Here is a 25,207-nt window from a genome sequence, read left to right as displayed (position 1 = left end):
TACCGCAGGCCTAGAGGAGACCAAGAAGTAACTTGCCGAGACGGAAAGTAATCAGATACACTTTCCAACATGGAAACTAATCCCTCCCCTCAATCAAACCAGCCAATCGACTCCCAGGAACTCCTACAGGAGCTCGCAGCCGACCGCGGCCGCCTTGCAAGCCACGCAATGGCGCCGCGGTGGCTTGCGCCGGCATTTGGATTCATCGCAGCTGCCTATGCCGCTGGCCCGGCTTTGCCAGGCGAATACACCAGCAACAGCATCCTCATCCTTGGCCTGCTTGGAGTCATCGCGCTTCTCACCACGGCCCAGCGCAGCACAGGGGTCAAGCTTTCGGAATTCTCAATGACCGAGTGGCTGCTCTTTACTACGGCCTTCCTCGGCACACTCGGCCTCTTCAGCGTTTCGCTTGCCCTCGTATCCTTGAACCTCAACTGGTGGGTCATGGCATCCACCCTCTGCGCCTTCGCTCTGGTCACCGCCATCTGCACAAGCATCTCCACGTCACAAGCAAAGCGCATAGCCAATGACCGATGACTCCGGCTTCAGCGAAGTCATCCACGCCCCCATCCGGCTGCGAATCTGCGGCCTGCTTCGATCGGTTGACCAGCTCGACTTTTCCGTACTGCGCACAACCCTCGCGGTCAGCGACGCAACACTGTCGAAGCATCTCAAAGTTCTGCTCGAACACAATATGGTGACGTCAACCAAGACGGCGTCCTCGCTTCGTAAGGACGCGCGTCGCATCACGTGGCTCAGCCTGACACACGAGGGGAAACGCGCGTTTGACGATCACATTCGGTCGCTCCGGATGATCGCGGAGGGCAACGACCTGAATCCAGAACGGCAGGAGGTCTGAGCAAACGAGCAGTGTGCACACATCACTCACCGGCGTCGACCGGATGCCGCTCAGCGTCGCCGCCGCGTCACCACTACAGTTGCCGCATGGGATTCACTCGCGATTGAGCCCTAACCTGACAAAATTCGACTCTCCCACCGAGGTCACCCGAAGGGATCGGTCCTCGCGGCGTCGTTGCAGCCAATTCGCGTTCAGCATCGCAGCCAACACGGCAGCGCCGAGCTTGCCGGCCAGATGTGGCTCTCGTTCCGTCCAATCCATGCACAACCGAACATCTTGACGGCGGCCCTCAGACAACTTAATCGTGAGGCCAAGCTCATCCGCAAGCTGGGTTAGGTTGCGCAGGCTGACCCCATCCCCCGAGTAATCCACCCAGCCACGAGCAACCGCGAGCTCCCGGAAAGCGACGCCGGTTCGACCGGCCAGATGGTCGTAGCAGCTTCGGGCTTCCCTCATGCCCAACCGACGCGTTTGCCCAGACAGCGACGTCACCGCAGGTTCACCAGACAGCCGCAGTAACGATTCAACCGCATCGGCTACGTCTGTCGACGCAATGGAAAACAATCGAGTCCTACCTCGAGCGACAACGTGCACAAAACCAGCGTCGAGCAAGCGATTCAGATGCGAACTCACCGTCGACGGAGAAACGCCAACTCTGACGGCAAGAACCCCGGCGGGCAGTTCGGCTCCACGAAGCAGCTCGTGCAAGATCTGCAGTCGGACTGGTTCGGCAAACGCTGCGCCAACTTCCCCAAGACTTGGCCGTGAGCTCATGACAAGGCTGCCTGAGCGGCTTCGATGTCATTCACCAGGAGCACCTTTCGGTTATTGTGGTCGCTGTATTGCCCGTCAAGCACGATACCGGCATCAGCGAGCTTTGCCATCATACGCCCGAGCGCGCCAGGCGCATCACGATCAAGTTCCGCGATAACGACCTGCCTCATCTCTGCACCGATGATGCCGGCCGAGACAAGGGCGCGGATTGCGGTATCCCCGTCCGCCACTAGGTAGTGGGCCGTTCCCGACCATAATCCCCCACCTTCCAGGCCGACCCCAGCGTCGCCAAGGATCTCGGCGACGCTGGCGAGCGACTTCGCGCCGTCAACGCCAGGAATCATGATGTCTTTCACGCGATCACCGTCACCGCTGGGTGCAATGTCACTTGAGCGCTGAGCGAGTTCGCAATGTAGCACTGCTCGTGTGCCTTTTCGAGCAGGCGTAGGGTGACGGCTTTGTCCCGACCACGCACCGTAATGCTCATACGCAGGTCAATAGTGTCGATCCTCGTCACGCCGTCCACATCCCGCATACTTGCGCTGGCGTCATCGCGGTACTCAAGAGCCTCGACATGTTCCAGTGCTGCCAATGCGAGAAACGAAAGCAACTGACACGAGCTTGCTGCGGCGAGGAGGAGCTGTTCTGGATTCGGAAGTTGGCCGTCGCCCCGAAACGCAGGGTCCGCGCTGAGGTCTAAGGTCGTTCCTGAAGCCACGACCCTGTGAGTGCGGCTGTACTCGCGATAGCCATTGCCAGTGTTTCCCTGCCAGTCGAGCTGGGTGTGATAGTGATGTTCTGTCATGACACCAGGCTAGAAGCGGTTCGTTTTGATGACGGTCACAATGTGGCGGAAGTGCCCTGTCTCGTGCAGATCAGCACTCACGAATCCGAATGAGCCTCACGCCCTGCTACAGAACACCGGTTCCTCCGCTAGTGTCAGCTCTGTGACCAGTCCCCGAGATAACACGCTTTCCGATCGTGACGCAATGCGAGTGACACAATTCGGACATCCTCCAACGCCAGTTCGAGAACCGATGCCAAAGCGCAACGATCGCAATGCTCTCATTCGCGTAACCCATGCATCAATCGGAGTGACAGATACGGGGGCCGCTCAGGGCGATTACCTCCTTCAGCCGGTCCGAGGATTTGTGCCTGGATACGATTTTGTCGGCGTGATCGAGCAGCTGCCGTCGGTGACCCAATCGCAACTGCGCGTTGGCCAACGCATCGCAGGAGTGTTGCCTCGCATGGGCGCCCACGCGAGTGTCATCAGCGTCGCTCCTTCACTCCTGGTTCCCGTGCCAGACTCGCTCGACAGCGCAACCGCGGCGACCGTCCCTCTCGACGCGGTGACCGCCTGGTTTGCGCTCGATGCCCTTGCCCTCACGCGTGGAACGGTTCTCGTACAGGGTGCAGGCGGTGCGGTCGGTTCGTGGGCGGCGCAGCTCGCTACCGAGCAGGGACTCACGGTTTACGGCACCGCCTCATCCCGTTCCCGAGCCTACGCGGGACAGTTCACCACCTCGCTCGTTGACTATCACGACCCAAACTGGATCACGCAGATCATTGAGGCAACAAACGGCGGAGTTGATGGAGCCATCGACCATACGGGCAGCAGCAGCATCCGACGAGCCGTGCGCCAGACTGGAGGTGTCGTGCGCACCGCGTTTGGAGGCGCCCCCGGACACCAGCGCTCGGCTACGGCATCCGGATTCCTGACGTCAGCTCTCCTCCGCTACGCACGCCCGCGCGAGCGCATCTGCTCCGTACCCATCATCGTGGCGACACGACGGGCGGAATATCGAGATGCGCTCACCAAGCTCTTCGCGGCGGTCAGTCGTGGCGAGCTTGTTCCTCCCCGTCCTCGAATAGTATCGCCAACGGATTATGCGCAGGCGTTTGCTGCCAACATCGCCAACCCTGGGGAAAAGATGGTTCTCGAACGCTAGGCCGATTGCGCTGCACCCTCTCTCCTGAGCGGTGCCGCCGACGTGCCGCATATGACACTGCATGCCCGAGTTTGAGGAAGGGCGGCCACTAGGTCAGATTATTTTCTTGCGGCTGCTTCCTGTGAAATGGCGTTCGCAACAACCTCGCCACCGCTCGTCAGTAGTGCTCGGCGCCAGGGCAGGGTTCCCTCGATCTCAATCTGGATCGACATGCTCAGCACCGTTCGGATGAGCACAATGAGGCCAAGCACAGCGGCGTCCTCGAACGACGGTGCCGAAAGCGTGTGGATGATGTCAGCTGCCACAAAGACCTCGAGGCCGAGCAGGATCGAGCCCCCGATGGTTGTACGCAGCGTCTGATAGGCCACTTTGCCCCCTGCGCCGCGGCGGAGCACGCGCGTGGCAAGCACGGCGGCGATCCCAAACCCGATAATCACTATCAAGACGCCGATGACCTCGATCACCGTAACGACGACCGCGAACAGAGGCTCAGTGTGCATGTGCACAGCATACAGGCGGCGAAAGTATGCGCGAGAGCCCTCCCCCGATACAAGCAGGTAATTACCGCCGCGGCTGGCACCGCGGGCAAAAATGCGATCCGCGGTTCATAAACGTCACGCGCTCAATCGTTGTGCCGCATCGCGAGCACGGCTTGCCCTGCTGCCCGTAGGCGTTCAGCGAATGGCTGAAGTAGCCGGATTCGCCGTTCACATTGACATATTGCGCATCGAAGCTCGTGCCGCCCTCGGTGAGCGCCTTTGCGAGGACCGTGCGTACGGCATCCAGTAGCTGGGCCGCCCTCCGCGTCGACAGCTGGTCAGTTGGATGCTCGCCGTGCGTTTGCGACGCCCACAGCGCCTCGTCGGCGTAAATGTTGCCGATGCCGCTCACGAGGGTCTGGTCGAGCAGCGCCCGCTTGACGCCGGTGCGGCGCTTCTGCAGCCGCGCAATGAATGCCGCATCGTCGAATGCCGGGTCGAGCGGGTCTCGCGCAATATGCGCGACCTGGCTCGGGATGAGCGTGGAGGCCGAGCCGAATCCTGCGGCAGCGGCATCCTGGGTCTCCACCAGCTGATCAATCGCCATCGAGCCGAAGATGCGCTGGTCAACAAAATCCATTCGGATCTCGCCGTGCAGCGGATGCTCAAGATGGCAGCGAATGCGCAGCTGCTTTTCGTCAGGTTGGTCTGGGGTGCGGAGCAGCACCTGCCCGCTCATACCGAGGTGGACAACAAGCGCCTGCTCAGCGCTGATCGGCAGCCACAAAAACTTGCCACGGCGAACGGCCTCGGAAAGGGTTCGTCCGGTGAGGAGCTGGGTGAACGCACCGGCAGCGGAATCGTGCCGTCGCAGCGAGCGAGGCTCACGAACGTCTACCGACTGAACGGTGGCGCCACGGACAGCGGGTTCAAGGCCGGCGCGGACAACCTCAACCTCGGGAAGTTCAGGCACCCTCGGCGGTTTCGGCTGCGGCGTCTTCTTCCTGGCGGTTGAGCACGGTCCAAGCGTTGAGTGCTGCAGCCACTTCGGCCTGCTTCTTGCTCGATCCAGTACCCGTTCCCGTTGCGCGGTCGCCAACAGAGACAACTGCGGTAAAGATCCGATCGTGATCGGGTCCCTGGCCGGTGACCGTGTAGTGCGGAGGCGTCAGGCCGAGATCCGCGGCGGCCTCCTGCAGGCTCGTCTTTGGATCCATCGCCGCGCCAAACCGGTCAGGATCGGCAAACAGCGGTGTGACGAGGCCAAGCACAAAATCGTTGGCAACAACCGGGCCGAGCCCAACAAAGACAGCGCCGATGATTGCCTCAACGGTGTCGGCAAGGATCGAATCCTTCTCGCGACCACCAGTCAATTCTTCGCCACGGCCAAGGCGAAGGTGCTGGCCAAGCTCAATATGGCGAGCCACCTCGGCAAGGGCAACACTGCTGACCAGGCTTGAGCGACGCTTCGCAAGCGTGCCCTCGCTCAGGTCGGGATGATCGCGGAACAACTTGACCGTCACGGCCTGCCCCAAAATCGAGTCGCCAAGGAACTCAAGGCGCTCGTTATGTGGCTCGCCGCCGTTCTCATAGGAGAACGATCGGTGCGTGAGGGCCTGAGTGATCAGTGCCTCAGGCAGTTCAACTCCCAGGCGCGCCAAAAAGCCGTGCATGTCTTCGTCTATTGGAAGGTGCTTTACCTTCACAACCTTGACCTGATCGGTCGAGACTGTTGGCGATGCATCGCCACCTTGAGCATCCGACATGGACGGCTCCGGCACGGCAGAGGAGTCTGCGACCCTCTGTTGCTCCGTCATGATCGACTACGCGTCGGCTACCTTGCGGCCCTTGTACTCGAAGAACAGCGGCGTGCCAGCTGAATCTTCGACTACCTTGGCGCGGTGAGGAAGGCTGTAAACGGTCTTGCCGTTCTCAACCGTCTTGACCAGGTTAGGAACCTCGGCCTTCCACTGCGAACGACGTGAGTGCGTGTTTGAACGAGACTTCTTCCGCTTTGGAACAGCCATAACCTTCTCTTTTCTCTCGTAAAACTAGGACGAAATAAGGGCGAACCTAAAAACTCAGGCTCAACCTACGACGACGACTTGGTGTCTTCGTCACGCTCTGTGGAAGCATCGTGATCACTCTCACCTGACTGCCCACGCCCGGCAAGTTCTTGCAGGGCTGCCCAGCGCGGATCAACATCCGGCTCGGCCTGGGAAGCAGCATCTTCGGTGAGCTTTTCGCCCGTAAGGGGGTCAAGTCCGTGACACTCAGGTTGACACACTGGTTGGAACGGAAGTGACAAAACTACCGCATCGCGCAGTGGGGGTTCAAGATCCACGTGGTCGTCTTGAACCTCATAATCAAATGCTTCATCTAAAGAATACGCGAAAAGTTCCTGAAACTCGACTTCGACATCCTCTTCGAGGTCTGCCAAGCAGCGTCCACACACCCCGCGAGCAACAGTTGAGACTCTCGCCGAGACCAAAATGCCCTCGTGAATTGACTCAAGCCGCACGTCGAGGGCAAGGTTCTCTCCCGCCTTCACGGTCACCAAACCAGCGCCGAGCTCCTCGGGTACGGGAAACTCGCGCACACGCTCTCGCATTTCACCTGGACGGTGAATGAGATCGCGAACGTTTTCGCTAAACACACTGATTGGCACCCTGATACCTTACCCGAGTTTTCTTGTGATTGGGCTGAGGCCGTTCGGGCGAGTCTCGTGGGGTGCACTTTCGCTCGTGGGGTGCAGTATTTTGCGCCCCACGAGCGAAAGTGCACCCCACGAGCAAAGGGCTATGGGTTAGAGGCGCAGGTTGCGCTGCAGGAACTGCGCAACGGACTCGGGGACATAGGGGGTGACGTCGCCACCGAGGGCCGCCACCTGGCGAACAAGCGAGCTTGAGACGTGCGCGTGCGCGGGATCAGGCAATAAGAACACCGTCTCAACACCGGCGAGGCTTCGGTTCATGATCGCCATCGGAGTCTCATACGCAACATCAACCTGCGAACGGATGCCCTTCACGAGCACCGTCGCGCCAACGTCGGTGCAGTAGTCAACGAGGAGGCCGACGGTCCACGAAGCGACAACAATATTTGACGGCAGCCCGGCGTCTCGAATGGATGCCTCAAGAAGCGACACGCGTTGAGCGATTGGAAGGAGCGCTTCCTTGTCAGGGTTATGCACCACCAATACGTGCACCTGATCGAAGATGCGCGCGGCTCGTTCGATGACGTCAATGTGGCCAAGGGTGACCGGATCAAATGATCCCGGGACAACAGCGATCCTGCTCATGGGTTCAAGCGTAGCGAAGAAACCCTGAGACGACGCCGAGCGAATCGCAAGCGCGTCACATTTCGACCACGAGGCATCCACACGGGCCAGAGCACGAGGTGGGGCTAGGAGCGGCCGAGATACTCTTTCGTGGCTTCGTCAAGCCTACGGTCGATGGCTCCCCTGAGATGCGGATGTGCGGCAAGGCCAGGGTCGTCAGCCAACAGCCCCTCCGCAATCTGCCGCGCCCGCTCGATAATATCGCCGTCGCGGGTAACCCTGAGAAGGCGCAACGATGAACGCCCGCCAGCCTGCGCGGCACCGAGCACGTCACCCTCTTTGCGGAGCTCAAGATCAACATTTGCAAGCTCAAAGCCGTCGAGGGTTGCCGCAACTGCATCCACTCGTTCCCGAGCGATGGTGCCAGCTGGAGCCTCGGTGACAAACAGACACAGGCCAGGCACTCCCCCTCGGCCAACGCGCCCACGCAGTTGATGGAGTTGCGAAACCCCAAATCGATCCGAGTTGAGCACAACCATTGTTGAGGCGTTTGGCACGTCAACGCCGACCTCGATGACGGTGGTAGCCACGAGGACTTGAATGTCGCCAGCCGCGAACGCCTGCATAATGGCGTCCTTTTCGTCTGAGGAGAGCTTGCCGTGCAGCGCAGCCATTCGCGTCGTGGCGAAGAGTGGATGCTCGTGCAGCATCGCGAGAGTGGCTTCAACCGAGGCAAGCTTAATTGGCGTCTTCTCTTCTGATTGCTCAAGACTCAGCGCCTCGCTGAAGTCGTCGCCCTCTTCGACGTCGTCGTTGCCCTCAGCCTCGGCAATGGCCGGGCACACCACAAAGGCTTGACGCCCTTGCGCAAGCTCTTCCGAGACCCGTTCCCACACTCGGTTGACCCATGATGGATGGTCGGCAACCGGCACAACGTGGCTCGTAATACCTGCCCTGCCGGCGGGAAGCTCTCGGATGGTACTGACATCGAGGTCGCCAAAGACTGTCATGGCCACTGTGCGGGGAATTGGCGTGGCAGTGAGCACAACCGTGTGCGGAGCCCACTGCGCCTTCTGACGGAGCGCCTCGCGCTGCTCAACGCCAAATCGGTGCTGCTCGTCGACAACAACAAGCCCAAGATCCTCGAACTGCACGGAATCGCTCATGAGGGCGTGCGTGCCAACAACCAACTTGGCGGCACCTGATGCAACGGCGAGTCCGGCACGCTTGCGCTCGGCGGCCGGGAGCTGACCGGTCAGCAACACGGGATGAACCTCGGCAGCGAGCTCGGGGCCAAGGGTCTTGACAATCGACCGCAGGTGCTGCGAGGCAAGGACCTCGGTTGGGGCAAGAAGCGCAGCCTGCCCCCCGCTATCGGCAACCTGCAGCATCGCCCTCAGCGCGACAAGCGTTTTACCAGAACCGACCTCGCCCTGGACGAGGCGGTTCATGGGTCGATTACTTGCGAGGTCCCCAGCGATCTGCTCGCCAACGGCGCGCTGGTCACCGGTAAGGGTAAACGCGAGTTGCTCGTCAAAGCGATGCAGCAGCCCGCCCGTCGTAACGGCACGAGCGGTAGCAGGCTGGAGGGCGAGCCATTCTCTGCGCTCAAGCAACGCGATCTGCAGAACAAAGGCCTCTTGGAAACGCAGCGAATCTTCTGCCCGCTCGTAGTCTGCGGCTCGCTCTGGGAGATGAATAAGGCGGAGGGCTTCCTCGGTATTCATGAGGCCCTCTGCAGCCCGAATCTCGGCAGGAACGGGATCCTCGATATTGGAGATGCTGTTGAGCAGTAGCTCAATCGACTTTTGGATCTGCCAGCTCGCAAGCGACGCAGTTGCAGGATAGATGGGAATCGGTTTCTCGATCCACCGCTGAGTATCGGCCGCGGATTTGAGCGTTGCGGCCTCGTCGCCGGCGCCGGCTTCGTCGTTCGTGAACAGCTCGTAGTCTGGATGCGCCAGCTGGTATGTATTGCGAAACACCCCGACTTTGCCAGCAAAAATGCCTCTGGCCCCGTGAACGAGTTCGCGGCTACGCCAGGCCTGGTTAAAGAAGGTGAGGCTCAGGACTCCCCTGCCATCGGTAATCTTCACTTCAAGCAGGTTGCCTCGGCGGGACTGCATTGACCGCTGGTTCACCTGCAGCACTTCGGCGACAATCGTGACGTTCTCGCCAATCGGAAGGCTCGTGAGCTCGGTCAGTTCGCCCCTCGTCGCGTATCGGCGCGGGTAATGCCCCAGAAGCTGGCCAACCGTTTCGTACCCGAACGCTTTTGTGAAGGCGGTTGCCGTGCGACCACCAAGGAGCTTGGCAAGCGGAGTCTCGAGGGTTACGTCGGTCACTCTTCAACTGTAACGGGTAGGGCCGACACCGCCTTCGGCTCTCGTGCCTATTCTGGCGACCAGAAGTTGGCGGAGATACCGATGGCCAGTGGCCTCGCGCGAGGATGCGTGCCAGCACGCGGTACCCTCATACAGTGACACGAATCATTTCCGGGTTTGCAGGCTCCCTCAGACTCAACGTTCCCAAATCTGGCACGCGCCCAACCAGTGACCGCGTACGCGAAGCGATCTTTTCGGCGCTCGATTCGTGGGAAATTCTTGACGGCTCTTACGTCCTTGACCTCTACGCTGGCTCGGGGGCACTCGCCCTTGAAGCGGTCAGCAGGGGCGCGGTGAGCGCCGTTCTTGTGGAAAAGCATCCACAGGCCGCGCACATCGCCAAGGCCAACGCTGCCGCAGTCAGTAACGCCTACCCGGTCAAGGGTGCTACGTCACCAAAGCCCCGCATTGAGGTAGTCACCAAGACCGTTTCCTCGTATCTCGACGCGCTCTCGGCCGACGGCATTCCCTTCGATGTCATCTTCATTGACCCGCCCTATGACCTCGCGGAAGATCACCTCGCAACCGATCTCATAGCGGTCTCACAGGCTGTTTCTGCCGATGGCGTTGTTCTGGTGGAGCGGAGTTCGCGCTCTCCGGAGCCAACCTGGCCAGCAGCATCCGCAACCTCACCAGGGCTCGTGCAATTTCGCCGCAAGGACTACGGCGAAACCGTGCTGTGGTGGGCTGAACGCGCCGACCGCGAGGTCGAATAAACAACACGAAAAGGCCGGTGCTCGCGAGGATCACTCGCGGGCACCGGCCCAAGACGTACCCGCCCAGCTGCTAGCTAGAGCGACGTACTAATCGCCTCTGCGGTGTCGGCTCCGATTCGAAGTGCACCGTCGACGTGCTGGTAACCGTGGCCAGCGAGGTCGCTCGAGGCGAAGTGGATGTTGCCAACGGAGGAACGCAGGTCCTGGCCGTAGCGGGAAAGGCCCCCGATGTCGAAGCTCGCGGCGTACGCTCCGCGCGTCCATTCCTCGGCACCCCAGTCGCTTTCGTAGTACACAACCGGGTTCAGCGTTTCTGGACCGTAGTACGAAGCCATCGATTCGAGGATGAGGCGCTTGCGCTCCTCCGCAGGCATCCGGAACAGGCGATCTGCGTGCTCGTCAGACACAAAGCCAACGAGTGTTCCCTTGGTGTCTTGGGTTTCGGCGTCGACGTTCCAGGTATTGTCATACGCCTCGTGGCAGAGCTGGTATGGGCTGAACGCGGTGCCGGACAAGCCTGCCTCGCGCCAGAACGGAGTCTCGTACACCGCGTGCACCTTGATCACGAGCCCAAGCGACTGGTGCTGCAGCATCTGCTGGTGCAGGCGCGGCAGCGGCGGGGCGAAGCCGATGCGGCTCACGAGGTTTGGTGGAAGCGCCACAATCACTCGCTTAGCTGTGACCGTGATGTCATCGGTCAGCACCTCGACACTGTCGCCGTGATCCTTCACGTGGCGCACTGGCTGGTTGAGGCGGACATCATCACCAAGGCGAGCGGCTAGGCCGAGCGGGACGCTCTGCAGCCCGCCAACGACTCGCTCGTCGAGCATGAAGTTCTCGTCAACGAGCGCGCTGTAGCCGCCCGCGCTTGCCGCCATGAGCAGCGCCTGCAGCAGCGAGAAAGAGTGAGCCGGCTTCGTCAGCATCGCCGGTCCGACAAACAGTGTGACGTTGTCTTTGGCGATCGTGTTGTCGCTCTGCTGCTCAAGCCACTCCGTAAACGAGATGGCGTCAAATTCGTGCGCGCGCGGGTGCTCCCACGGCGCAAGGTAGCCAACCTCTGCGGCGAGGCCGTCGAGGATGCCAATGAGGCGAACGATCTCGGCCTCAGTCTCGGCGCCAACGGGAAAGATGTCGCCCTTAAACAAGCTCCGCGTGCCATCCTCGGCAACGTAGACACTGTCTCCTTCTCGGTAGCGAGCGTACGTCTTGAGGCCAAGCTCGGCGATAACCGACTTCAGCACATCCTGGTCCGGTGATACCCACTGGCCGCCAATTTCAAGCGGAACTCCGTCGATCTCATTGGTCCAGAGACGTCCGCCAACGCGATCGCGCGCCTCAAGCACAATGACACTGTGGCCGGCCTCTTTGAGCCGTGTTGCCGCGTTCAGCCCCGTTGCGCCCGCCCCAATAACAACAACGTCGCGGGTAAGTGTTTCTACTGACATGTGCGTTTCCTTTTGCTATCTCCCCGGAGCCCCTCGTTGGGCTAGCCGGTGGTTATGCGGTGGCATGTTTTACTCGCAGCCGGCGAGAGTACTGGTATGGCCCCGGGGTGATCCGTCAAGCGACGCATCCCCACGGGGCCAAGAATACCGGCTAGGCCGGGGTGTTCGGAATAAGCGTGTACTTGGTCGACAGGTACTCGTGGATGCCTTCCGCCCCGCCCTCGCGGCCGAGTCCAGACTGCTTGACCCCGCCAAACGGTGCAGCGGCGTTCGAGACCAGCCCGGTGTTGAGGCCCATCATGCCAGTGTCGAGACGCTCAATCATGCGGTGCCCGCGAGCAAGGTCCTTGGTGAACACGTAACTCACCAGACCGTACTCGGTGTTGTTTGCAAGCTGCACGGCCTCGTCCTCTGTTGAGAACGTGACGATACCAACAACCGGCCCGAAGATCTCCTCGGAGAGCAGGCGGGTGTCGGCGGCAAGGTTCGTGAGCACCGTTGGCTCGAAAAACGATCCTGGGCCCTCGACCGGGGCGCCACCAACAACAAGCGTCGCGCCCTTCGAGACGGCATCCTGAACCATGCCCTCGGCAGATTCAACGGCAGCGTCGTTGATGAGCGGCCCGATGTCAACGCCGTCGTCAACTCCGCGTCCGATACGCAGCCCACGAACCTTATCGGCAAGCTTTGCCGCAAACTCGTCGGCAACACTCTCGTGCACGATAAACCGGTTCGCCGCGGTGCAGGCCTGGCCGATGTTGCGGAACTTCGCAAGCATTGCGCCAGCAACCGCAGCGTCAACGTCCGCGTCGCCGAAAACCACAAACGGCGCGTTTCCGCCGAGCTCCATTGAGGTTCGCAGCACGCCCTGAGCCGACTGTTCGATGAGCTTGCGGCCAACCTGGGTTGAACCGGTGAAGCTCAGCTTGCGCAGGCGAGGGTCGGCAATAATAGGTGCCGAGACGGCCGACGAAGTTGACGTCGTGATGGTGTTCACCACGCCGGCTGGTAGGCCAGCATCCTCAAGCAGCTGCACAAAGAAGAGCGTGGTGAGCGGCGTCAGCTCGGCAGGCTTAATCACAACGGTGCAACCTGCGGCCAGCGCCGGCGCAATCTTGCGCGTTGCCATGGCGAGCGGGAAATTCCACGGGGTCACAAAGAAGCTTGGCCCGACTGGTCGCTGAGACACAACGATCTGTCCGGTTCCCTCTGGGTTGCTTCCGTAGCGGCCGCTAATACGAACGGCTTCCTCGCTGAACCAGCGAAGGAACTCGCCACCGTAGGTTACTTCACCGTTTGCCTCGGCAAGCGGCTTACCCATCTCAAGCGTCATGAGCAGCGCAAAATCGTCGCGGCGCTCCTGCAGCAGGTCAAAGGCCTTTCGCAAGATCTCGCCACGTGCGCGCGGCGGCGTGGCTGCCCACGATTCCTGTGCATCAACTGCCGCGTCGAGGGCGAGGATGCCGTCGGCAGGGCTCGCGTTGGCGATCGTCTTAATGACATTTCCGGTTGCTGGATCGCTCACGGTGAGGGTGGCGTCTCCTTCGGCTGCAACCCATTCGCCGTTGCGGTACAGGCCGCTGGGAACGCGACTCAGGAGTTCGCGCTCTCGTTCACTGAATACTGCGGTGTTCTCAGTCATGTTTCCTTCTTTCACATTCAAATTCGTACCGAGCCGTACCGTCGCGAAGCGACTTCGGCAATCGACATGACCCAAATGCGCCTAAAAATCGGGTAATAGACACATTTGGGTCAGGTCATTTTGCACTACGGATGCTGGTTAGGACTGGGCTGCAAGTGCCTCTACAACGATGTCGATGCCCTCGTTGAGCAGCGCGTCGCCGATCGACAGCGGGGGCAGGAAGCGGATGACATTGCCATAGGTTCCGCAGGTGAGCACAACAACACCGCGCTCGTGGCAGTACTTGGCAATTGCGCCGGTGAGTGCCGCGTCTGGCTCGATGCCGCCGGCCTTCACAAACTCGACCGCGATCATGCCGCCGAGGCCGCGGACGTCGCCGATGCGAGCATCCGACTGCTGCAGCTGCGTGAAGCGAGCCTTGAGCGTCTCACCAATCTGGTGCGCACGCTCGTCAAGCTTCTCGTCTTCGTAGGTCTCGATTGCGGCGAGGGCCGCGGCACATGCGAGCGGGTTTCCGCCGTAGGTTCCGCCGAGGCCGCCGCCGTGCGGGGCATCCATAATTTCGGTGCGTCCCGTGACCGCTGAGAGCGGCAGTCCGCCAGCGATTCCCTTTGCCGTGACGATGAGGTCTGGCTCGATACCAAAGTGCTCAGAAGCGAACATTTTGCCTGTGCGGGCAAACCCGGTCTGCACCTCATCGGCGATGAAGACAACGTTGTTGGCGGTTGCCCACTCAACAAGCGCTGGGAGGAAACCATCGGCAGGGACGATGAAGCCGCCCTCACCCTGGATGGGCTCGATGATGATGGCGGCGAGGTTCTCGGCGCCAACCTGCTTCTCGATCACCGAGATGGCGTTCTTCGCGGCCTCTGCACCACTCAGGTTGCCGTCACGGAAGGGGTAGGACAACGGTGCGCGGTAGACCTCAGAGGCGAACGGACCGAAACCACTCTTGTATGGCATGTTCTTTGCGGTCAGCGCCATCGTGAGGTTGGTGCGGCCGTGGTAGGCGTGGTCAAACGCCACAACGGCGGTCTTTTTGGTGTGCGAACGCGCGATCTTGATGGCGTTCTCAACGGCCTCTGCGCCGGAGTTGAAGAGGACGCTTCGCTTTGAGTGCGATCCGGGGGTGAGCTCGTTGAGCTTCTCAGCAACGCGCACGTACGAGTCATACGGGGTCACCATGAAGCATGTGTGCGTGAACTGTGCAACCTGGTTCTGCACTGCCTCGACAACGCGTGGGGCCGAGTTACCAACGCCGGTAACGGCAATTCCGGAGCCAAGGTCAATGAGCGAGTTGCCATCAACGTCGAGGATGACTCCCCCACCAGCTGCGACGCCAAAAACGGGAAGCGTGATGCCAACGCCGCCGGCCACTGCCGAGGCCTTGCGCTCAAGCCATTCCTGTGACTTTGGTCCTGGGATGCTCGTAACGAGTTTGCGCTCCTGTGCGAGCGTTGGTCCTCCGAGTGGAACGGTGCCGGTCATGTGTATCTCCTCGTGACGGTTGTGGTGGCTTTCGAAGCAGCCCTCGCCGTCGGCGGCGGAGCCAAGCATCCCACCATGCTACGAAGCCCAATACCGGAACGGCAGTGCCAGAATGTAGAGAGATTAGCAATTCTTTATACACTGTGTATATGTCAATCACCGTTCGCGGCCTCCTTGCCGCCCCAGACCTTGGACTCACCGCCCTCAGCGACGTCACTATTGGGGAATGGGACGAACAACTCCAGTGGGTCCACGGCTCAGATCTCAGCGACCCAACACCCTTTCTCACCGCCGATACCGTGCTCCTCACCACCGGAACCCAATTCGACCGCGGCACGGGGGTCGAGGTCGACGCAAACGAATACGATACGTACGTTGCGCGACTCGTTGCCGGAGGCATCCGCGGCCTCGGATTTGGTACCGAAGTGAGCCGAGAGGGAACGCCTGATGGTCTCATCACGGCCTGCACGGCACTCGGCCTCCCCCTGTTCGAAGTGCCATACCGAACGCCATTCATTGCGATTGTCCGCCACGCCGCCGACCAAATCAGTCGGGCACAATACGCGAGGGATGCCTGGTCTCTCGGGGCCCAGCGCGCCATCACGCTTGCCGCCCTCAGACCAAACGGACTCTCGGCAACACTCGCCGAACTCTCACACCAGTTGAAGGGTTGGGTTGCCCTCTACAACACGGCCGGCGCCCTCACCCATGTCATGCCGTCCGATGCACGATCGTTTGCACTCGATTCCGGACTGCACCATACGGTGCGGCAACAGCTCACCGCCGGCACCCGGTCGAGTGCAACCGCGAGCCACGGGGATCATCGAGTGGTCCTGCAAACGCTCGGCGCGAGTGGTCAACTTCGGGGCGTGCTCGCCGTTGGTGGTGAGGAACCATTGGATGCGGCCGCCAACGCGCTCGTATCAAACGTCGTTGCGCTCGCGAGCCTCGCGCTCGAGCAGAACCATGCGCAAGGGCTCGCAATCAGGCATCTTCGAACCGCAGCACTCAGCACTATCCTTGGCGGCAACGTTGATGCGGCGCGCGACACCTCCGCGCTGCTCTGGGGAGGACTCCCAACCGAACCCGTGATTCTCAGCCTGTGGGAGGCGCCACGCGCAGGCATCGAAGCAAGCCTTGCCGCGTTGGAAAGCACAAACGACGATCTCAACGGCGACCTCTTTTTTGCCGAACGCGACGACTACCTCGTGGTAATTTCCTCGGCTGGCGAGGCGGCCACCGCGGTCGAACAGGCGGTGTCCTCCGGCATCCCGTCTGGCGCATCGCGCAGCGGGACCTATGCCGAAATGGCTGAGCTCCTTGCCCAGGCGCGGCTCGCGCAGCAACACTCGGCCCAGCTCGCAAACCCGCAGCACATGACCTTTGAACAGCTCGCCGACCGCGGCATGTGGTCGCTGCTTGGAAACGCCGGAGCACAACGTATTGCCAAGGCCGTACTCGGTCCGATCCTTGACCACGATGCCGGTCACAACGGAGACCTTGTACACACCCTGAGCACCTGGTTATCGCACAACGGGCAGTGGGCGCCGGCTGCGGCCGAACTCGGCATCCACCGACACACGCTCAAACACCGAATTGACCAGTGCGAGCGACTGCTCGACCGGGACCTCAGCGGCTTTGACGCGCGCGCGGAGCTTTGGGCTGCACTGCGCAACACCGAATAGTGCGATCGATCGCGCCCGCCACACCCCGCTCCGAACCAGAATCGACCTGACCCAAATGTGTCTATTCTCCGCCTAATAGGCACATTTGGGTCAGGTGGAAAGTCTGAGCCTCGCGAGACCTAGCGGCGCGACGAGTCAAACGGGTCCCAGCCGCGGCCGACGGTTGCCACGCCATCGACGCTCAGCGGAGACTCCGACAGCGGACCAACCTCGCCAATAACCCGAAATCCGTGAGGCACAGAGCCAGGCAGAAACGTCGCGAGCAGTGCGTGGTCCTCGCCGCCGGTGAGCGCATCATCGGCGTACGCACCGAGCTGATCCCGAAACAGGTTAATCGAAACGCCGCTTGCCCGCGCGACCCGTGAGGCGTCGAGGCTCAGCGAGTCCGAAATATCAATCATGGAGGATGCGCCGTGCTGCGCCGCCTCAATCCCAAGCGGGATTGGCGGGCTCGGCGCGAGCTGGGCTGCGAGGAGTTCCGGATGCTCGGCCCACAGCCCGGCGATGCCCTCAGCACTGGCGGCACCGGAAGCATCAACGCATCGATCAAAGAGCAGAGAAAGCCCAGCCGCCGCGAGTCCCAGATCCCCCGCGACCGCAACAACATCCCCTGGTTGAGCGCCGGACCGCAGAACCGGTTGCCGACCCTCAAGATTGCCAAGGGCAGTGATAGACAGGGACAGCACAGGCGCGGTCGACAAGTCGCCCCCAACAACACCACAGCCGGGCGCAAGCGTCTGACACGCGGCGTCAAACCCTCTGGCAATCTCAACCAGGTAGGCGGCGGGCACATCGCTAGGGGAAGCAAGCGCTACCGTGAGCCCGCTCGGGCGAGCCCCCATTGCGGCAACGTCCGACAGGTTTGTCGCAGCCGCTTTCCAACCGAGTTCAAACCCCGAATGCCAGGCGCGCCGAAAATCCGGACCCTCAATCATCATGTCGGTTGTGATCACGATGTTGCCGCCTGGAGCCAACACAGCAGCATCGTCCCCTGGGCCAACAACCGAGGTCTTCGCTTCATGAAACTGCGCAAGAATGAGCTGGAGGAGCTCCCCTTCCGAAAGATCAGAAACTCGCGGAGAGGATGACTGGGTCGCGGCGGGCGTGGCAGGGAGTTCCATAGAACACACGGTAGCCTGAAAGGGTGCAAAACCACATTCGACGCGGCAACCGCGCACGAGCCATTCTTGGCCTTGCCTCAGCGGGCATCCTCATGATCACCCTCACGGGGTGCGCAAGCGAAGTTCCGCTGCAACCGGCCGAAGACGCCAACAACCCGGCCTGTGCCGAGGTCATGGTTCGCCTTCCAGACGAGGTCGCTGGCCAGCAACAGCGGTATACCAACGCGCAGGCAACGTCTGCGTGGGGAAATCCCGCCAGCATCCTGCTGTACTGCGGGATACAGCCAACAGGGCCAACCGACCTGCCGTGCGTCACCCTCAACGGGGTTGACTGGATTCGCGACGACTCTCGCGCTCCGCTCTACCGATTCGAGGCCTATGGCCGTTCGCCGGGGCTCGAGGTCATTATCGATGACAATGCCGAGCCGCCTGTCAGTGGCACCACCGCGCTCATGGATCTCTCCAACGCGGTCGCAGAGCTCCCCCAAACGCGCAAGTGCACAACCGTCGAAGAGCTCAACATCGACGACGCGCAGTAACGTCTGATTAGGCAGCAACCCATCCATCTACGGCGGGGTGGGTTGCTGCGTTCACGAACGGTACCGCGTGCGCTATCCGGAGAAAGCCGTGCGGTCCTGCGCCAGCGTGATGAGTTCGGCAATAAGGTCAGGATAGGCGAGGCCCGAGCGGTCCCAGCAGGTTGGGAACATCGAAATCGGGGTGAATCCTGGCATGGTGTTGATCTCGTTGATCACTGGGCCGGTCTCAGTCAGGAAAAAGTCAACACGGGCAAGGCCAGCGCATCCGATCGCCTCGAAACAGCGAGCGGCCTGGTCTTGCAGCTGCGCAAGCTCAGCATCGGTCACAACGGCTGGGCACACCAGGTCGATGCCGTCGGCTCCAAGGTATTTTGCCTCGTAGTCATAAAACTCGCGGCCAGTCACGACTACCTCGCCCGCGACCGATACTCGGGTTGGAGCCCCGGCTCGACCTTCAAGCACGGCAAGCTCAATCTCTCGACCGGTAACCGTAGCTTCAATCAGCACTCGGTCGTCAGACTCAAAGGCTATCTGCAGGGCAGCGTCAAGATCGCTCAGCGCGCTGACCTTGGTCACCCCAACGCTTGAGCCTGCGCGTGAGGGCTTCACAAACACGGGAAACCCGAGTTGCTCGGCTGCCCGATTGGCAATCGCTGGGTCCCGACGCAGATCGGCAACGCTCACGGTGCGCCACGGAGCAACCGCAAGACCGGCGTGCTGAAGCACCATTTTGGTGAAATGCTTATCCATGCCAAGCGCAGACGCGAGCACGCCTGAACCAACAAACGGAATTGAGATGAGCTCAAGGAGGCCCTGGATCGTGCCGTCTTCGCCGTACGGCCCGTGCAGCACGGGGAATACGACGTCGACGTCACCAAGCGAGCGCTCTGTGCCGTCAGCTTCACGCACGCGAAGTTCACGGCTCGCGCTGCTCTCTGGCCAGTGGATGCGCGTCCCGTTGTCATGCACCCGAGGCATGCTGCCCGGGTTCAGGGCAAACTTTGAGACGCTGTCTTCCTCAAGCGTGAATGCTCCGTCGGAGGTGATACCAACCGGGATGACCTCAAACCGTTCGCGGTCGATGGCCGAGAGCACGCCACTCGCCGTCGCACAGCTAATCTCGTGCTCGCTTGAGCGCCCGCCAAACAGCAGCACCACTCGCACTCGTGTGTCGGACATGCGTGTTTCCTCATCCCTCTGGGTATGTACATGGGGTGACCGCTCGGCCGCGGCGATGTTGGTTCGCGACGATCGTGCGGGCAAAACTATTTCTTGGTCGAGCCAAACAGGCGACGCCAGCCCTTCACAACTGGGATAGCGTCTGAGCTTTCGGGCTGCGGTACACCGTCTTCAGTTGTGAGGTGGGGGGCAAGGTTCTTCGGAGAAAGCGTACCCTGAAGCACCATCGAAACCTGCTCAACGATAGGCATGTCCACTCCGCGGCTTCGCGCGAGAGCCAGCACGGGAGCAACCGAAGAGATGCCCTCTGCCGTTTGATTCATCTGCGCAACAACGTCGTCGAGGTTATAGCCCTGGCCGAGCAAACGACCGGCGGTGTTATTTCGCGACAGCGGCGACTGGCAGGTAGCGATGAGGTCGCCAAGCCCGGCAAGCCCCTGAAGCGTTGGGGTCTCTGCACCAAAGGCAACCGCAAAATCGGTCATTTCGACAAGCCCGCGCGTGATGATGGACGCCTTGGTGTTTTCGCCGTAGCCAACACCATCTACGATGCCGATGGCGAGGGCGATGAGGTTCTTGAGCACACCACCAAACTCGGTTCCGATAACGTCAACGTTCACAAACGTCTTGAAATACGGCGTGGCCGATGCCATCGCCACGGTCTGGGCAAGCTCAAGATTTCGGGACGAAGCGACCGCGGCGGTCGGCTGTTCCTGCGCGATCTCAAGCGCAAGGTTTGGGCCGGAAATAACGGCAATTCGATCTGGATCGAAGTCTAGGGTCTCTTCGATGACCTGGCTCATCCGAAGGTTGGTGCCCTTCTCGACTCCCTTCATGAGGCTCACCAATGCGGCGCCCTCGTCGAGGGATGCCTCGATATCGCGAAGATTATCGCGAAGCGTCTGGGCTGGCACGGCGAGAAACACGAGACTTGCCCCCGCAACGGCTTCGTGCAGGTCGGACGTTGCGGTCACAGAAAGCGGAAGAATGATTCCCGGAAGGTAACTGCTGTTGCGCTTCGCTACTGAGATTTCACGAGCGACCTCAGGGCGCCTCGCCCACATAACAACGTCGCATCCGGCGTCACCAAGGATCTTGGCAAAGCTCGTTCCCCAACTGCCAGCCCCAACAACCGCTACGCGTCTGCGAGCGGCTTTCTGTAGGCCGGTGGCACCACGTGGCGTCAAAATTTTCCTGTTTCTGTTTGGTTGTTTCTGGTCGGGTCCCAGCGCTCGGCGGGCGGCTGCTCATCGCGAAGCTTGCCAAGCAGAACGGAGATGGCCGCCATGAGTTTATCGGTTGCCTCGTTGAGCGTCTTCTGGTCGAGGGGGCGTCCCTTGAACTCAGAAAGATCGACGGGATCACCGATGATGACCGAAATCTTCTTGCGAGGGAACGGATGAATCTTCTTGCCGTACCGCGGCATGAGTTCTTGGGTTCCCCAGTGCGCACTCGGGATGAGCGGAATGTCACCCTGCAGCGCGAGGCGAACCGCACCGCTCTTGCCGCGCATCGGCCACAGATCTGGATCGCGTGTGAGCGACCCTTCTGGATAGATGATGACCCCGCGGCCATGCTCAACAAGTTCTTTTGCAGCCTTGATGGGGGCGACCGACGCCGTACCCCCAGCGCGCTCAACCGGAATCTGGCCCGACTTGCGCATGAGCCAGCCGAGAACGGGAACCTTAAACAGGCTGGCCTTCGCCATGAAGCGAGGTGCACGCCCGAGGTGCCACACTGCGGCGCCCATCACAACCGGGTCGATCTCGCTGTAGTGATTCGGCGAGAGGATGAATGCGCCAGTTGCCGGCAGCTTCTCCCGATCGACAAATCGATACTTCACCATGAGACTCCAGATCGGGATGATCAGGGAAGCGAGCACCCAAAAGGCAGACGGCCGAGATTTCTCTGGCGTGCGTCGCTTGGTGGAGGTCTGAGATGAAGTCACATTTCGATTATTCCCTATTCCGCCGACAGCGCGCGCATGTTGGGCGGTGCGCCCGGCGTGCGCCTCGGCATCCACCGGCATCCGTTAACGAGGTTGAGCCCGTCCGAATGGGACGGGCTCAACCTGCAGACGGGCGCAAACCCGGGGAAACTGCTTAGGCTTCGAACACGAAGTCTGCACCGAGCGCGCGAAGCTTGCCGATGAAGTCTTCGTAGCCGCGAGAAATGATTCCCACGTTACTCACAGTCGACTGCCCCTCGGCGGTCAGCGCCGCGATGAGGTGACTGAAACCACCACGGAGGTCTGGGACCTCAACATCGGCACCCGTGAGCTTGGTCGGACCGGTAATTACCGCGGCCTGCTCAAAGTCGCGGCGGGCAACGCGGCGCTTATAACCTTCGAGTCCGTCTTTGTACACGACGATGTCGGCGCCCATCTTGTTGAGCGCATCCGTGAACCCAAAACGATTCTCGTAGACGGTCTCGTGGATGGTTGACACACCGTTTGCCTTGGCGAGCGCCACAACGAGCGGCTGCTGCCAGTCGGTCATGAAGCCGGGGTGCACGTCGGTCTCGATGACAACGGGCTTCAGCTCTCCACCCGGGTGGTAGAAACGGATGCCGTCATCCTCGATCTCGAATGCCCCGCCAACCTTGCGGAAGACGTTGAGGAAGGTCATCATCTCTTCTTGGCGCGCTCCGCCAACGAAGATGTCTCCCTCCGTCGCCAGCGCGGCGGCGGCCCAGCTAGCAGCCTCGTTGCGGTCAAAGATGGCCGAGTGCTTATAACCGTGCAGCTCGTCGACGCCCTCAATGAAGATGACCCGGTTGGGCTCAACATTGATGATGGCGCCCATCTTCTGCAGGATCGCAATGAGATCCATGATCTCTGGCTCGATGGCTGCGTTCTTGAGCTCGGTGGTTCCCGAGGCAAGCACCGAGGTCAACAGAACCTGCTCCGTCGCGCCAACGCTTGGGTATGGAAGCTCAATGTCGGCACCGTGTAGACCGTTGGGGGCCGTCATCCGGATGCCGCTCGGCAGTTTCTCAACTACCGCACCAAATTTGCGCAGGGCGTCGAGGTGGAAATCGATCGGGCGGTCGCCGATGCGGCAGCCGCCAAGATCGGGAATGAATGCCTCACCAAGGCGGTGCAGCAGCGGTCCGCAGAACAGGATGGGGATGCGTGAGCTACCCGCGTGCGCGTCGATGTCGGCCATGTGGGCCGATTCAACGTTGCTCGGGTCGAGCACGTAATCACCAGGTTGTTCGCCCTTGGTGATCTGCACGCCGTGCAGGGCCAACAGCCCTGCAACGACGCGCACATCACTGATGTTTGGAACGTTGCGCAGCAAGCTAGGGGTCTGCCCAAGAAGGGCTGCCACCATTGCTTTGGTTGCGAGGTTCTTTGCACCGCGAACTTCGATACGACCTTGAAGAGGGCGTCCGCCGTTGATGATGATCTGGTCGGAGGTGAGTCCTACTCGAGCGCCGGCTTTCTGGGCGTCGGTCGAAAGGTCGTCGTTTTCGTTGTTTGTCAAACTAGTTCACCGGGAGTGTTTGGGGTAGCCACGATGGGCGACGCGCTTCGAATTCTGTAATTTTGCTTTCGTCACGGAGAGTCAGGGCGATGTCGTCAAGCCCCTCCATGAGCCGCCACCTAGTGTAGTCGTCGATGCTGAAGCCGACGGTCAGGTCGGCAACCGAAGCAACGCGGTCTTCCAGGTTAATGGTGGCTTCAATACCCGGGTTCGCCTCAATGGCGGCCCAGATCTTCTCGATATCCGCCTCGTCGACCTGAGCCGCGAGGAAGCCTTGTTTGCCCGAGTTGCCTCGGAAGATGTCGCCAAAGCGAGAGCTGAGGACGGCACGGAAGCCGTAGTCCCGCAGCGCCCAAACGGCGTGCTCACGCGACGAGCCAGTGCCAAAGTCAGGGCCGGCTACCAGAACGGATGCGTTGGCAAACGGTTCCTGGTTCAGCACAAACTCTGGGTCTTGGCGCCAACGGGCGAAGAGGGCGTCTTCGAAACCGGTTTTGGTGACCCGCTTCAGGTAGACCGCTGGAATAATCTGGTCGGTGTCAACATTGGAACGCTTCAGTGGTGCGGCAACGCCGCTAAACGTAACGAACTTTTCCATTAGACCGTCACCTTCCGCTCGCTGGTCGAGACATCGGTTGCGGATGCTCCCGACGGGTCAGCATCGTGACTGATGCCGTTGCGGGCGTCTTCCGACAGGTCCCACGGGCTGGACAGCGTGCCGCGGATGGCCGTGGCTGCGGCAACCAGCGGCGACACGAGGTGTGTGCGCCCGCCCTTACCCTGGCGTCCTTCAAAGTTTCGGTTGCTTGTTGATGCGCAACGCTCGCCTGGTTCAAGCTGGTCAGGGTTCATGCCGAGGCACATCGAGCATCCAGCAAACCGCCATTCAGCACCAAAGTCGGTGAAGACCTTGTCGAGGCCCATTGCTTCGGCTTCGAGGCGGACGCGGGCTGACCCGGGAACGACCATCATCCGGATGTTGTCGGCCTTTTTCTTGCCGCGGATGATTTCGGCAGCAGCGGTGAGGTCTTCAACCCGGCTGTTGGTGCACGATCCAAGGAAGACGGTATCTACCCGAATGTCTTTCATCGGGGTACCAGCGGTGAGGTCCATGTATTCGAGGGCGCGCTCTGCGTTGGCCCGCTCGTTTGGGTCCTCGATGTCGGCAGGGTTCGGAACGCGTTCGCTCAGCAGGACGCCCTGCCCAGGGTTGGTTCCCCAGGTGACAAATGGCTCAAGTTCGTTGGCATCGAGGAAGACCTCGGCGTCGAACGTTGCGCCGTCGTCGGTTGGCAGTGTGTTCCAGTACTCAACGGCGGCATCCCAATCGGCGCCCTTTGGCGCGTGATCGCGGCCCTGTACGTAGTCGTAAGTGATCTGATCGGGCGCGACCATGCCGGCCCGCGCGCCCGCCTCGATCGACATGTTGCATATGGTCATTCGCCCCTCCATCGAGAGTGAACGAATTGCGGAGCCACGGTATTCCAGCACATAGCCCTGTCCCCCGCCGGTGCCAATCTTGGCGATCACGGCGAGGATGATGTCTTTGGCCGTCACACCGGGGCGGAGTTCGCCGTCAACATTGATTGCCATGGTTTTGAACGGCTTGAGCGGCAGCGTCTGCGTGGCCATGACGTGCTCGACCTCGCTCGTGCCAATGCCAAACGCCATTGCGCCAAACGCACCGTGCGTTGAGGTGTGCGAGTCGCCACACACCACGGTGATTCCTGGCATGGTGAGCCCCAGCTGGGGCCCAACAACGTGCACGATGCCCTGCTCTTTATCGCCGAGCGAGTGGAGGCGCACGCCGTACTCTTCGCAGTTGGTCCGAAGCGTTTCGATCTGGATACGGCTTGTTGGGTCAGCAATCTCACGATCGATATTGATCGTCGGCGTGTTGTGGTCTTCGGTTGCGATGGTGAGGTCAACCCGACGCAGCGGGCGGTCGGCCATGCGGAGGCCATCAAAGGCTTGCGGGCTGGTGACCTCGTGCACGAGGTGCAGGTCAATGTAGATGAGGTCGGGCGAGCCGTCTTCTCCGCGGACAACGACGTGGTCGTCCCAGAGTTTTTCAGCCAGCGTGCGGGGGCGGCCAGCGGATGCGGCACTCGCGCCAGATTGAGCGGACGTTGCCGCTTCGATGTGTTCAGTCATTAGCGTTCTTCTCAGTATCTCT

26 protein-coding genes are annotated in these 25,207 nt (G+C 61.0%); 6 read left to right on the top strand and 20 right to left on the bottom strand.

All coding sequences use genetic code 11. The features are described from left to right. Positions 1-69 precede the first annotated feature (69 nt). On the top strand, positions 70-537 hold the full coding sequence (locus FHX76_RS01330; protein ID WP_167146887.1) for a hypothetical protein: 468 nt from the start codon (positions 70-72) through the stop codon (positions 535-537). Next, positions 527-859 carry a transcriptional regulator gene (locus FHX76_RS01325; protein ID WP_167146884.1) on the top strand — a complete coding sequence of 111 codons (333 nt, stop codon included), beginning with the start codon at positions 527-529 and terminating at the stop codon, positions 857-859. The genes FHX76_RS01330 and FHX76_RS01325 overlap by 11 nt, the downstream gene beginning before the upstream one ends. Before the next feature lie 93 nt (positions 860-952). On the opposite strand, the gene FHX76_RS01320 is transcribed toward FHX76_RS01325, so the two are convergent. The 3 genes from FHX76_RS01320 to FHX76_RS01310 are packed head-to-tail and all read right to left on the bottom strand — an operon-like array spanning position 953 to position 2,438. Further along, positions 953-1,633: an ArsR/SmtB family transcription factor gene (locus FHX76_RS01320; RefSeq protein ID WP_167146882.1), complete on the bottom strand. Its 681-nt coding sequence runs from the start codon at positions 1,631-1,633 to the stop codon at positions 953-955. Then, positions 1,630-1,989 (bottom strand): amino acid-binding protein, encoded by a 360-nt coding sequence (locus tag FHX76_RS01315; protein ID WP_167146879.1) that lies wholly within the window; start codon positions 1,987-1,989, stop codon positions 1,630-1,632. Before FHX76_RS01315 ends, FHX76_RS01320 begins: the two co-directional genes overlap by 4 nt. Next, positions 1,986-2,438 carry an OsmC family protein gene (locus FHX76_RS01310; protein WP_167146876.1) on the bottom strand — a complete coding sequence of 151 codons (453 nt, stop codon included), beginning with the start codon at positions 2,436-2,438 and terminating at the stop codon, positions 1,986-1,988. The genes FHX76_RS01315 and FHX76_RS01310 overlap by 4 nt, the downstream gene beginning before the upstream one ends. A gap of 142 nt (positions 2,439-2,580) precedes the next feature. Here FHX76_RS01310 and FHX76_RS01305 point away from each other — a divergent pair, with 142 nt between their 5' ends. Beyond that, complete coding sequence (locus tag FHX76_RS01305) at positions 2,581-3,585, top strand: quinone oxidoreductase family protein (protein ID WP_341777826.1); 1,005 nt, start codon at positions 2,581-2,583, stop codon at positions 3,583-3,585. Positions 3,586-3,683: 98 nt separating this feature from the next. On the opposite strand, the gene FHX76_RS01300 is transcribed toward FHX76_RS01305, so the two are convergent. The 7 genes from FHX76_RS01300 to FHX76_RS01270 form a co-directional block, all read right to left on the bottom strand. Then, positions 3,684-4,085, bottom strand: coding sequence for a DUF1622 domain-containing protein (locus FHX76_RS01300; protein ID WP_167146873.1), 402 nt, complete (start codon positions 4,083-4,085; stop codon positions 3,684-3,686). Between the two features lie 61 nt (positions 4,086-4,146). Then, on the bottom strand, positions 4,147-5,037 hold the full coding sequence (gene mutM, locus FHX76_RS01295) for a bifunctional DNA-formamidopyrimidine glycosylase/DNA-(apurinic or apyrimidinic site) lyase (protein ID WP_167146870.1): 891 nt from the start codon (positions 5,035-5,037) through the stop codon (positions 4,147-4,149). Continuing rightward, complete coding sequence (gene rnc, locus FHX76_RS01290; RefSeq protein ID WP_208402518.1) at positions 5,030-5,737, bottom strand: ribonuclease III; 708 nt, start codon at positions 5,735-5,737, stop codon at positions 5,030-5,032. The genes mutM and rnc overlap by 8 nt, the downstream gene beginning before the upstream one ends. A gap of 150 nt (positions 5,738-5,887) precedes the next feature. After that, positions 5,888-6,091, bottom strand: coding sequence for a 50S ribosomal protein L32 (rpmF, locus tag FHX76_RS01285; protein ID WP_167146867.1), 204 nt, complete (start codon positions 6,089-6,091; stop codon positions 5,888-5,890). A gap of 65 nt (positions 6,092-6,156) precedes the next feature. Next, the gene (locus tag FHX76_RS01280; protein ID WP_167150216.1) at positions 6,157-6,675 is read right to left on the bottom strand and encodes a YceD family protein; all 519 of its coding nucleotides are present in this window, start codon (positions 6,673-6,675) and stop codon (positions 6,157-6,159) included. 195 nt (positions 6,676-6,870) lie between these two features. Continuing rightward, positions 6,871-7,362, bottom strand: a complete 492-nt coding sequence (gene coaD / locus FHX76_RS01275) for a pantetheine-phosphate adenylyltransferase (RefSeq protein WP_167146864.1) — start codon at positions 7,360-7,362, stop codon at positions 6,871-6,873. Positions 7,363-7,466: 104 nt separating this feature from the next. Continuing rightward, positions 7,467-9,686, bottom strand: coding sequence for a DEAD/DEAH box helicase (locus FHX76_RS01270; protein WP_167146861.1), 2,220 nt, complete (start codon positions 9,684-9,686; stop codon positions 7,467-7,469). 134 nt (positions 9,687-9,820) lie between these two features. On the opposite strand from FHX76_RS01270, the gene FHX76_RS01265 reads away from it, so the two are divergent. Continuing rightward, entirely contained in the window at positions 9,821-10,441 is a 621-nt protein-coding gene (locus tag FHX76_RS01265; RefSeq protein ID WP_167146858.1) for an RsmD family RNA methyltransferase, read from the top strand. 74 nt (positions 10,442-10,515) lie between these two features. On the opposite strand, the gene FHX76_RS01260 is transcribed toward FHX76_RS01265, so the two are convergent. From FHX76_RS01260 to gabT, 3 genes are all read right to left on the bottom strand, one after another. Then, positions 10,516-11,889 carry a flavin monoamine oxidase family protein gene (locus tag FHX76_RS01260; protein WP_167146855.1) on the bottom strand — a complete coding sequence of 458 codons (1,374 nt, stop codon included), beginning with the start codon at positions 11,887-11,889 and terminating at the stop codon, positions 10,516-10,518. Positions 11,890-12,040: 151 nt separating this feature from the next. Further along, positions 12,041-13,531 carry an NAD-dependent succinate-semialdehyde dehydrogenase gene (locus tag FHX76_RS01255; RefSeq protein ID WP_167146851.1) on the bottom strand — a complete coding sequence of 497 codons (1,491 nt, stop codon included), beginning with the start codon at positions 13,529-13,531 and terminating at the stop codon, positions 12,041-12,043. Between the two features lie 138 nt (positions 13,532-13,669). Next, entirely contained in the window at positions 13,670-15,019 is a 1,350-nt protein-coding gene (gabT, locus tag FHX76_RS01250; RefSeq protein ID WP_167146849.1) for a 4-aminobutyrate--2-oxoglutarate transaminase, read from the bottom strand. 149 nt (positions 15,020-15,168) lie between these two features. Here gabT and FHX76_RS01245 point away from each other — a divergent pair, with 149 nt between their 5' ends. Next, positions 15,169-16,704, top strand: a complete 1,536-nt coding sequence (locus FHX76_RS01245) for a PucR family transcriptional regulator (RefSeq protein ID WP_167146846.1) — start codon at positions 15,169-15,171, stop codon at positions 16,702-16,704. A gap of 119 nt (positions 16,705-16,823) precedes the next feature. On the opposite strand, the gene thiL is transcribed toward FHX76_RS01245, so the two are convergent. Next, entirely contained in the window at positions 16,824-17,825 is a 1,002-nt protein-coding gene (thiL, locus tag FHX76_RS01240; protein WP_167146843.1) for a thiamine-phosphate kinase, read from the bottom strand. Between the two features lie 23 nt (positions 17,826-17,848). On the opposite strand from thiL, the gene FHX76_RS01235 reads away from it, so the two are divergent. Next, positions 17,849-18,364 (top strand): DUF3515 family protein, encoded by a 516-nt coding sequence (locus tag FHX76_RS01235; protein ID WP_341777825.1) that lies wholly within the window; start codon positions 17,849-17,851, stop codon positions 18,362-18,364. Positions 18,365-18,436: 72 nt separating this feature from the next. Here FHX76_RS01235 and FHX76_RS01230 read toward each other — a convergent pair whose 3' ends face one another. From FHX76_RS01230 to leuC, 6 genes are all read right to left on the bottom strand, one after another. Further along, positions 18,437-19,543, bottom strand: a complete 1,107-nt coding sequence (locus FHX76_RS01230; protein WP_167146840.1) for a D-alanine--D-alanine ligase family protein — start codon at positions 19,541-19,543, stop codon at positions 18,437-18,439. Positions 19,544-19,629: 86 nt separating this feature from the next. Beyond that, positions 19,630-20,730, bottom strand: coding sequence for an NAD(P)H-dependent glycerol-3-phosphate dehydrogenase (locus tag FHX76_RS01225; RefSeq protein ID WP_167146836.1), 1,101 nt, complete (start codon positions 20,728-20,730; stop codon positions 19,630-19,632). Next, entirely contained in the window at positions 20,727-21,491 is a 765-nt protein-coding gene (locus FHX76_RS01220; RefSeq protein WP_386762082.1) for a lysophospholipid acyltransferase family protein, read from the bottom strand. Before FHX76_RS01220 ends, FHX76_RS01225 begins: the two co-directional genes overlap by 4 nt. A gap of 154 nt (positions 21,492-21,645) precedes the next feature. Further along, complete coding sequence (gene murA, locus FHX76_RS01215) at positions 21,646-23,031, bottom strand: UDP-N-acetylglucosamine 1-carboxyvinyltransferase (RefSeq protein WP_167146830.1); 1,386 nt, start codon at positions 23,029-23,031, stop codon at positions 21,646-21,648. 1 nt (position 23,032) lies between these two features. Beyond that, positions 23,033-23,629, bottom strand: coding sequence for a 3-isopropylmalate dehydratase small subunit (gene leuD, locus FHX76_RS01210; protein ID WP_167146828.1), 597 nt, complete (start codon positions 23,627-23,629; stop codon positions 23,033-23,035). Then, positions 23,629-25,185, bottom strand: a complete 1,557-nt coding sequence (leuC, locus tag FHX76_RS01205) for a 3-isopropylmalate dehydratase large subunit (RefSeq protein ID WP_167146825.1) — start codon at positions 25,183-25,185, stop codon at positions 23,629-23,631. Before leuC ends, leuD begins: the two co-directional genes overlap by 1 nt. Positions 25,186-25,207: the final 22 nt, after the last annotated feature.

Source organism: Lysinibacter cavernae (genome assembly GCF_011758565.1).
Taxonomy (GTDB): domain Bacteria; phylum Actinomycetota; class Actinomycetes; order Actinomycetales; family Microbacteriaceae; genus Lysinibacter; species Lysinibacter cavernae.
Note: the sequence above shows the minus strand (reverse complement) of the source record. Positions and strands in the feature narration are given on the sequence as shown.

Bases quoted from the DNA above. Each gene is read 5' to 3' on its own strand.
- FHX76_RS01330 (WP_167146887.1), top strand. From the start codon at position 70: ATGGAAACTAATCCCTCCCCTCAATCAAACCAGCCAATCGACTCCCAG.
- FHX76_RS01325 (WP_167146884.1), top strand. From the start codon at position 527: ATGACCGATGACTCCGGCTTCAGCGAAGTCATCCACGCCCCCATCCGG.
- FHX76_RS01320 (WP_167146882.1), bottom strand. From the start codon at position 1,633: ATGAGCTCACGGCCAAGTCTTGGGGAAGTTGGCGCAGCGTTTGCCGAA.
- FHX76_RS01310 (WP_167146876.1), bottom strand. From the start codon at position 2,438: ATGACAGAACATCACTATCACACCCAGCTCGACTGGCAGGGAAACACT.
- FHX76_RS01300 (WP_167146873.1), bottom strand. From the start codon at position 4,085: ATGCACACTGAGCCTCTGTTCGCGGTCGTCGTTACGGTGATCGAGGTC.
- rnc (WP_208402518.1), bottom strand. From the start codon at position 5,737: ATGCACGGCTTTTTGGCGCGCCTGGGAGTTGAACTGCCTGAGGCACTG.
- rpmF (WP_167146867.1), bottom strand. From the start codon at position 6,091: ATGGCTGTTCCAAAGCGGAAGAAGTCTCGTTCAAACACGCACTCACGT.
- FHX76_RS01280 (WP_167150216.1), bottom strand. From the start codon at position 6,675: ATGCGAGAGCGTGTGCGCGAGTTTCCCGTACCCGAGGAGCTCGGCGCT.
- coaD (WP_167146864.1), bottom strand. From the start codon at position 7,362: ATGAGCAGGATCGCTGTTGTCCCGGGATCATTTGATCCGGTCACCCTT.
- FHX76_RS01260 (WP_167146855.1), bottom strand. From the start codon at position 11,889: ATGTCAGTAGAAACACTTACCCGCGACGTTGTTGTTATTGGGGCGGGC.
- FHX76_RS01255 (WP_167146851.1), bottom strand. From the start codon at position 13,531: ATGACTGAGAACACCGCAGTATTCAGTGAACGAGAGCGCGAACTCCTG.
- gabT (WP_167146849.1), bottom strand. From the start codon at position 15,019: ATGACCGGCACCGTTCCACTCGGAGGACCAACGCTCGCACAGGAGCGC.
- FHX76_RS01245 (WP_167146846.1), top strand. From the start codon at position 15,169: ATGTCAATCACCGTTCGCGGCCTCCTTGCCGCCCCAGACCTTGGACTC.
- thiL (WP_167146843.1), bottom strand. From the start codon at position 17,825: ATGGAACTCCCTGCCACGCCCGCCGCGACCCAGTCATCCTCTCCGCGA.
- FHX76_RS01230 (WP_167146840.1), bottom strand. From the start codon at position 19,543: ATGTCCGACACACGAGTGCGAGTGGTGCTGCTGTTTGGCGGGCGCTCA.
- leuD (WP_167146828.1), bottom strand. From the start codon at position 23,629: ATGGAAAAGTTCGTTACGTTTAGCGGCGTTGCCGCACCACTGAAGCGT.
- leuC (WP_167146825.1), bottom strand. From the start codon at position 25,185: ATGACTGAACACATCGAAGCGGCAACGTCCGCTCAATCTGGCGCGAGT.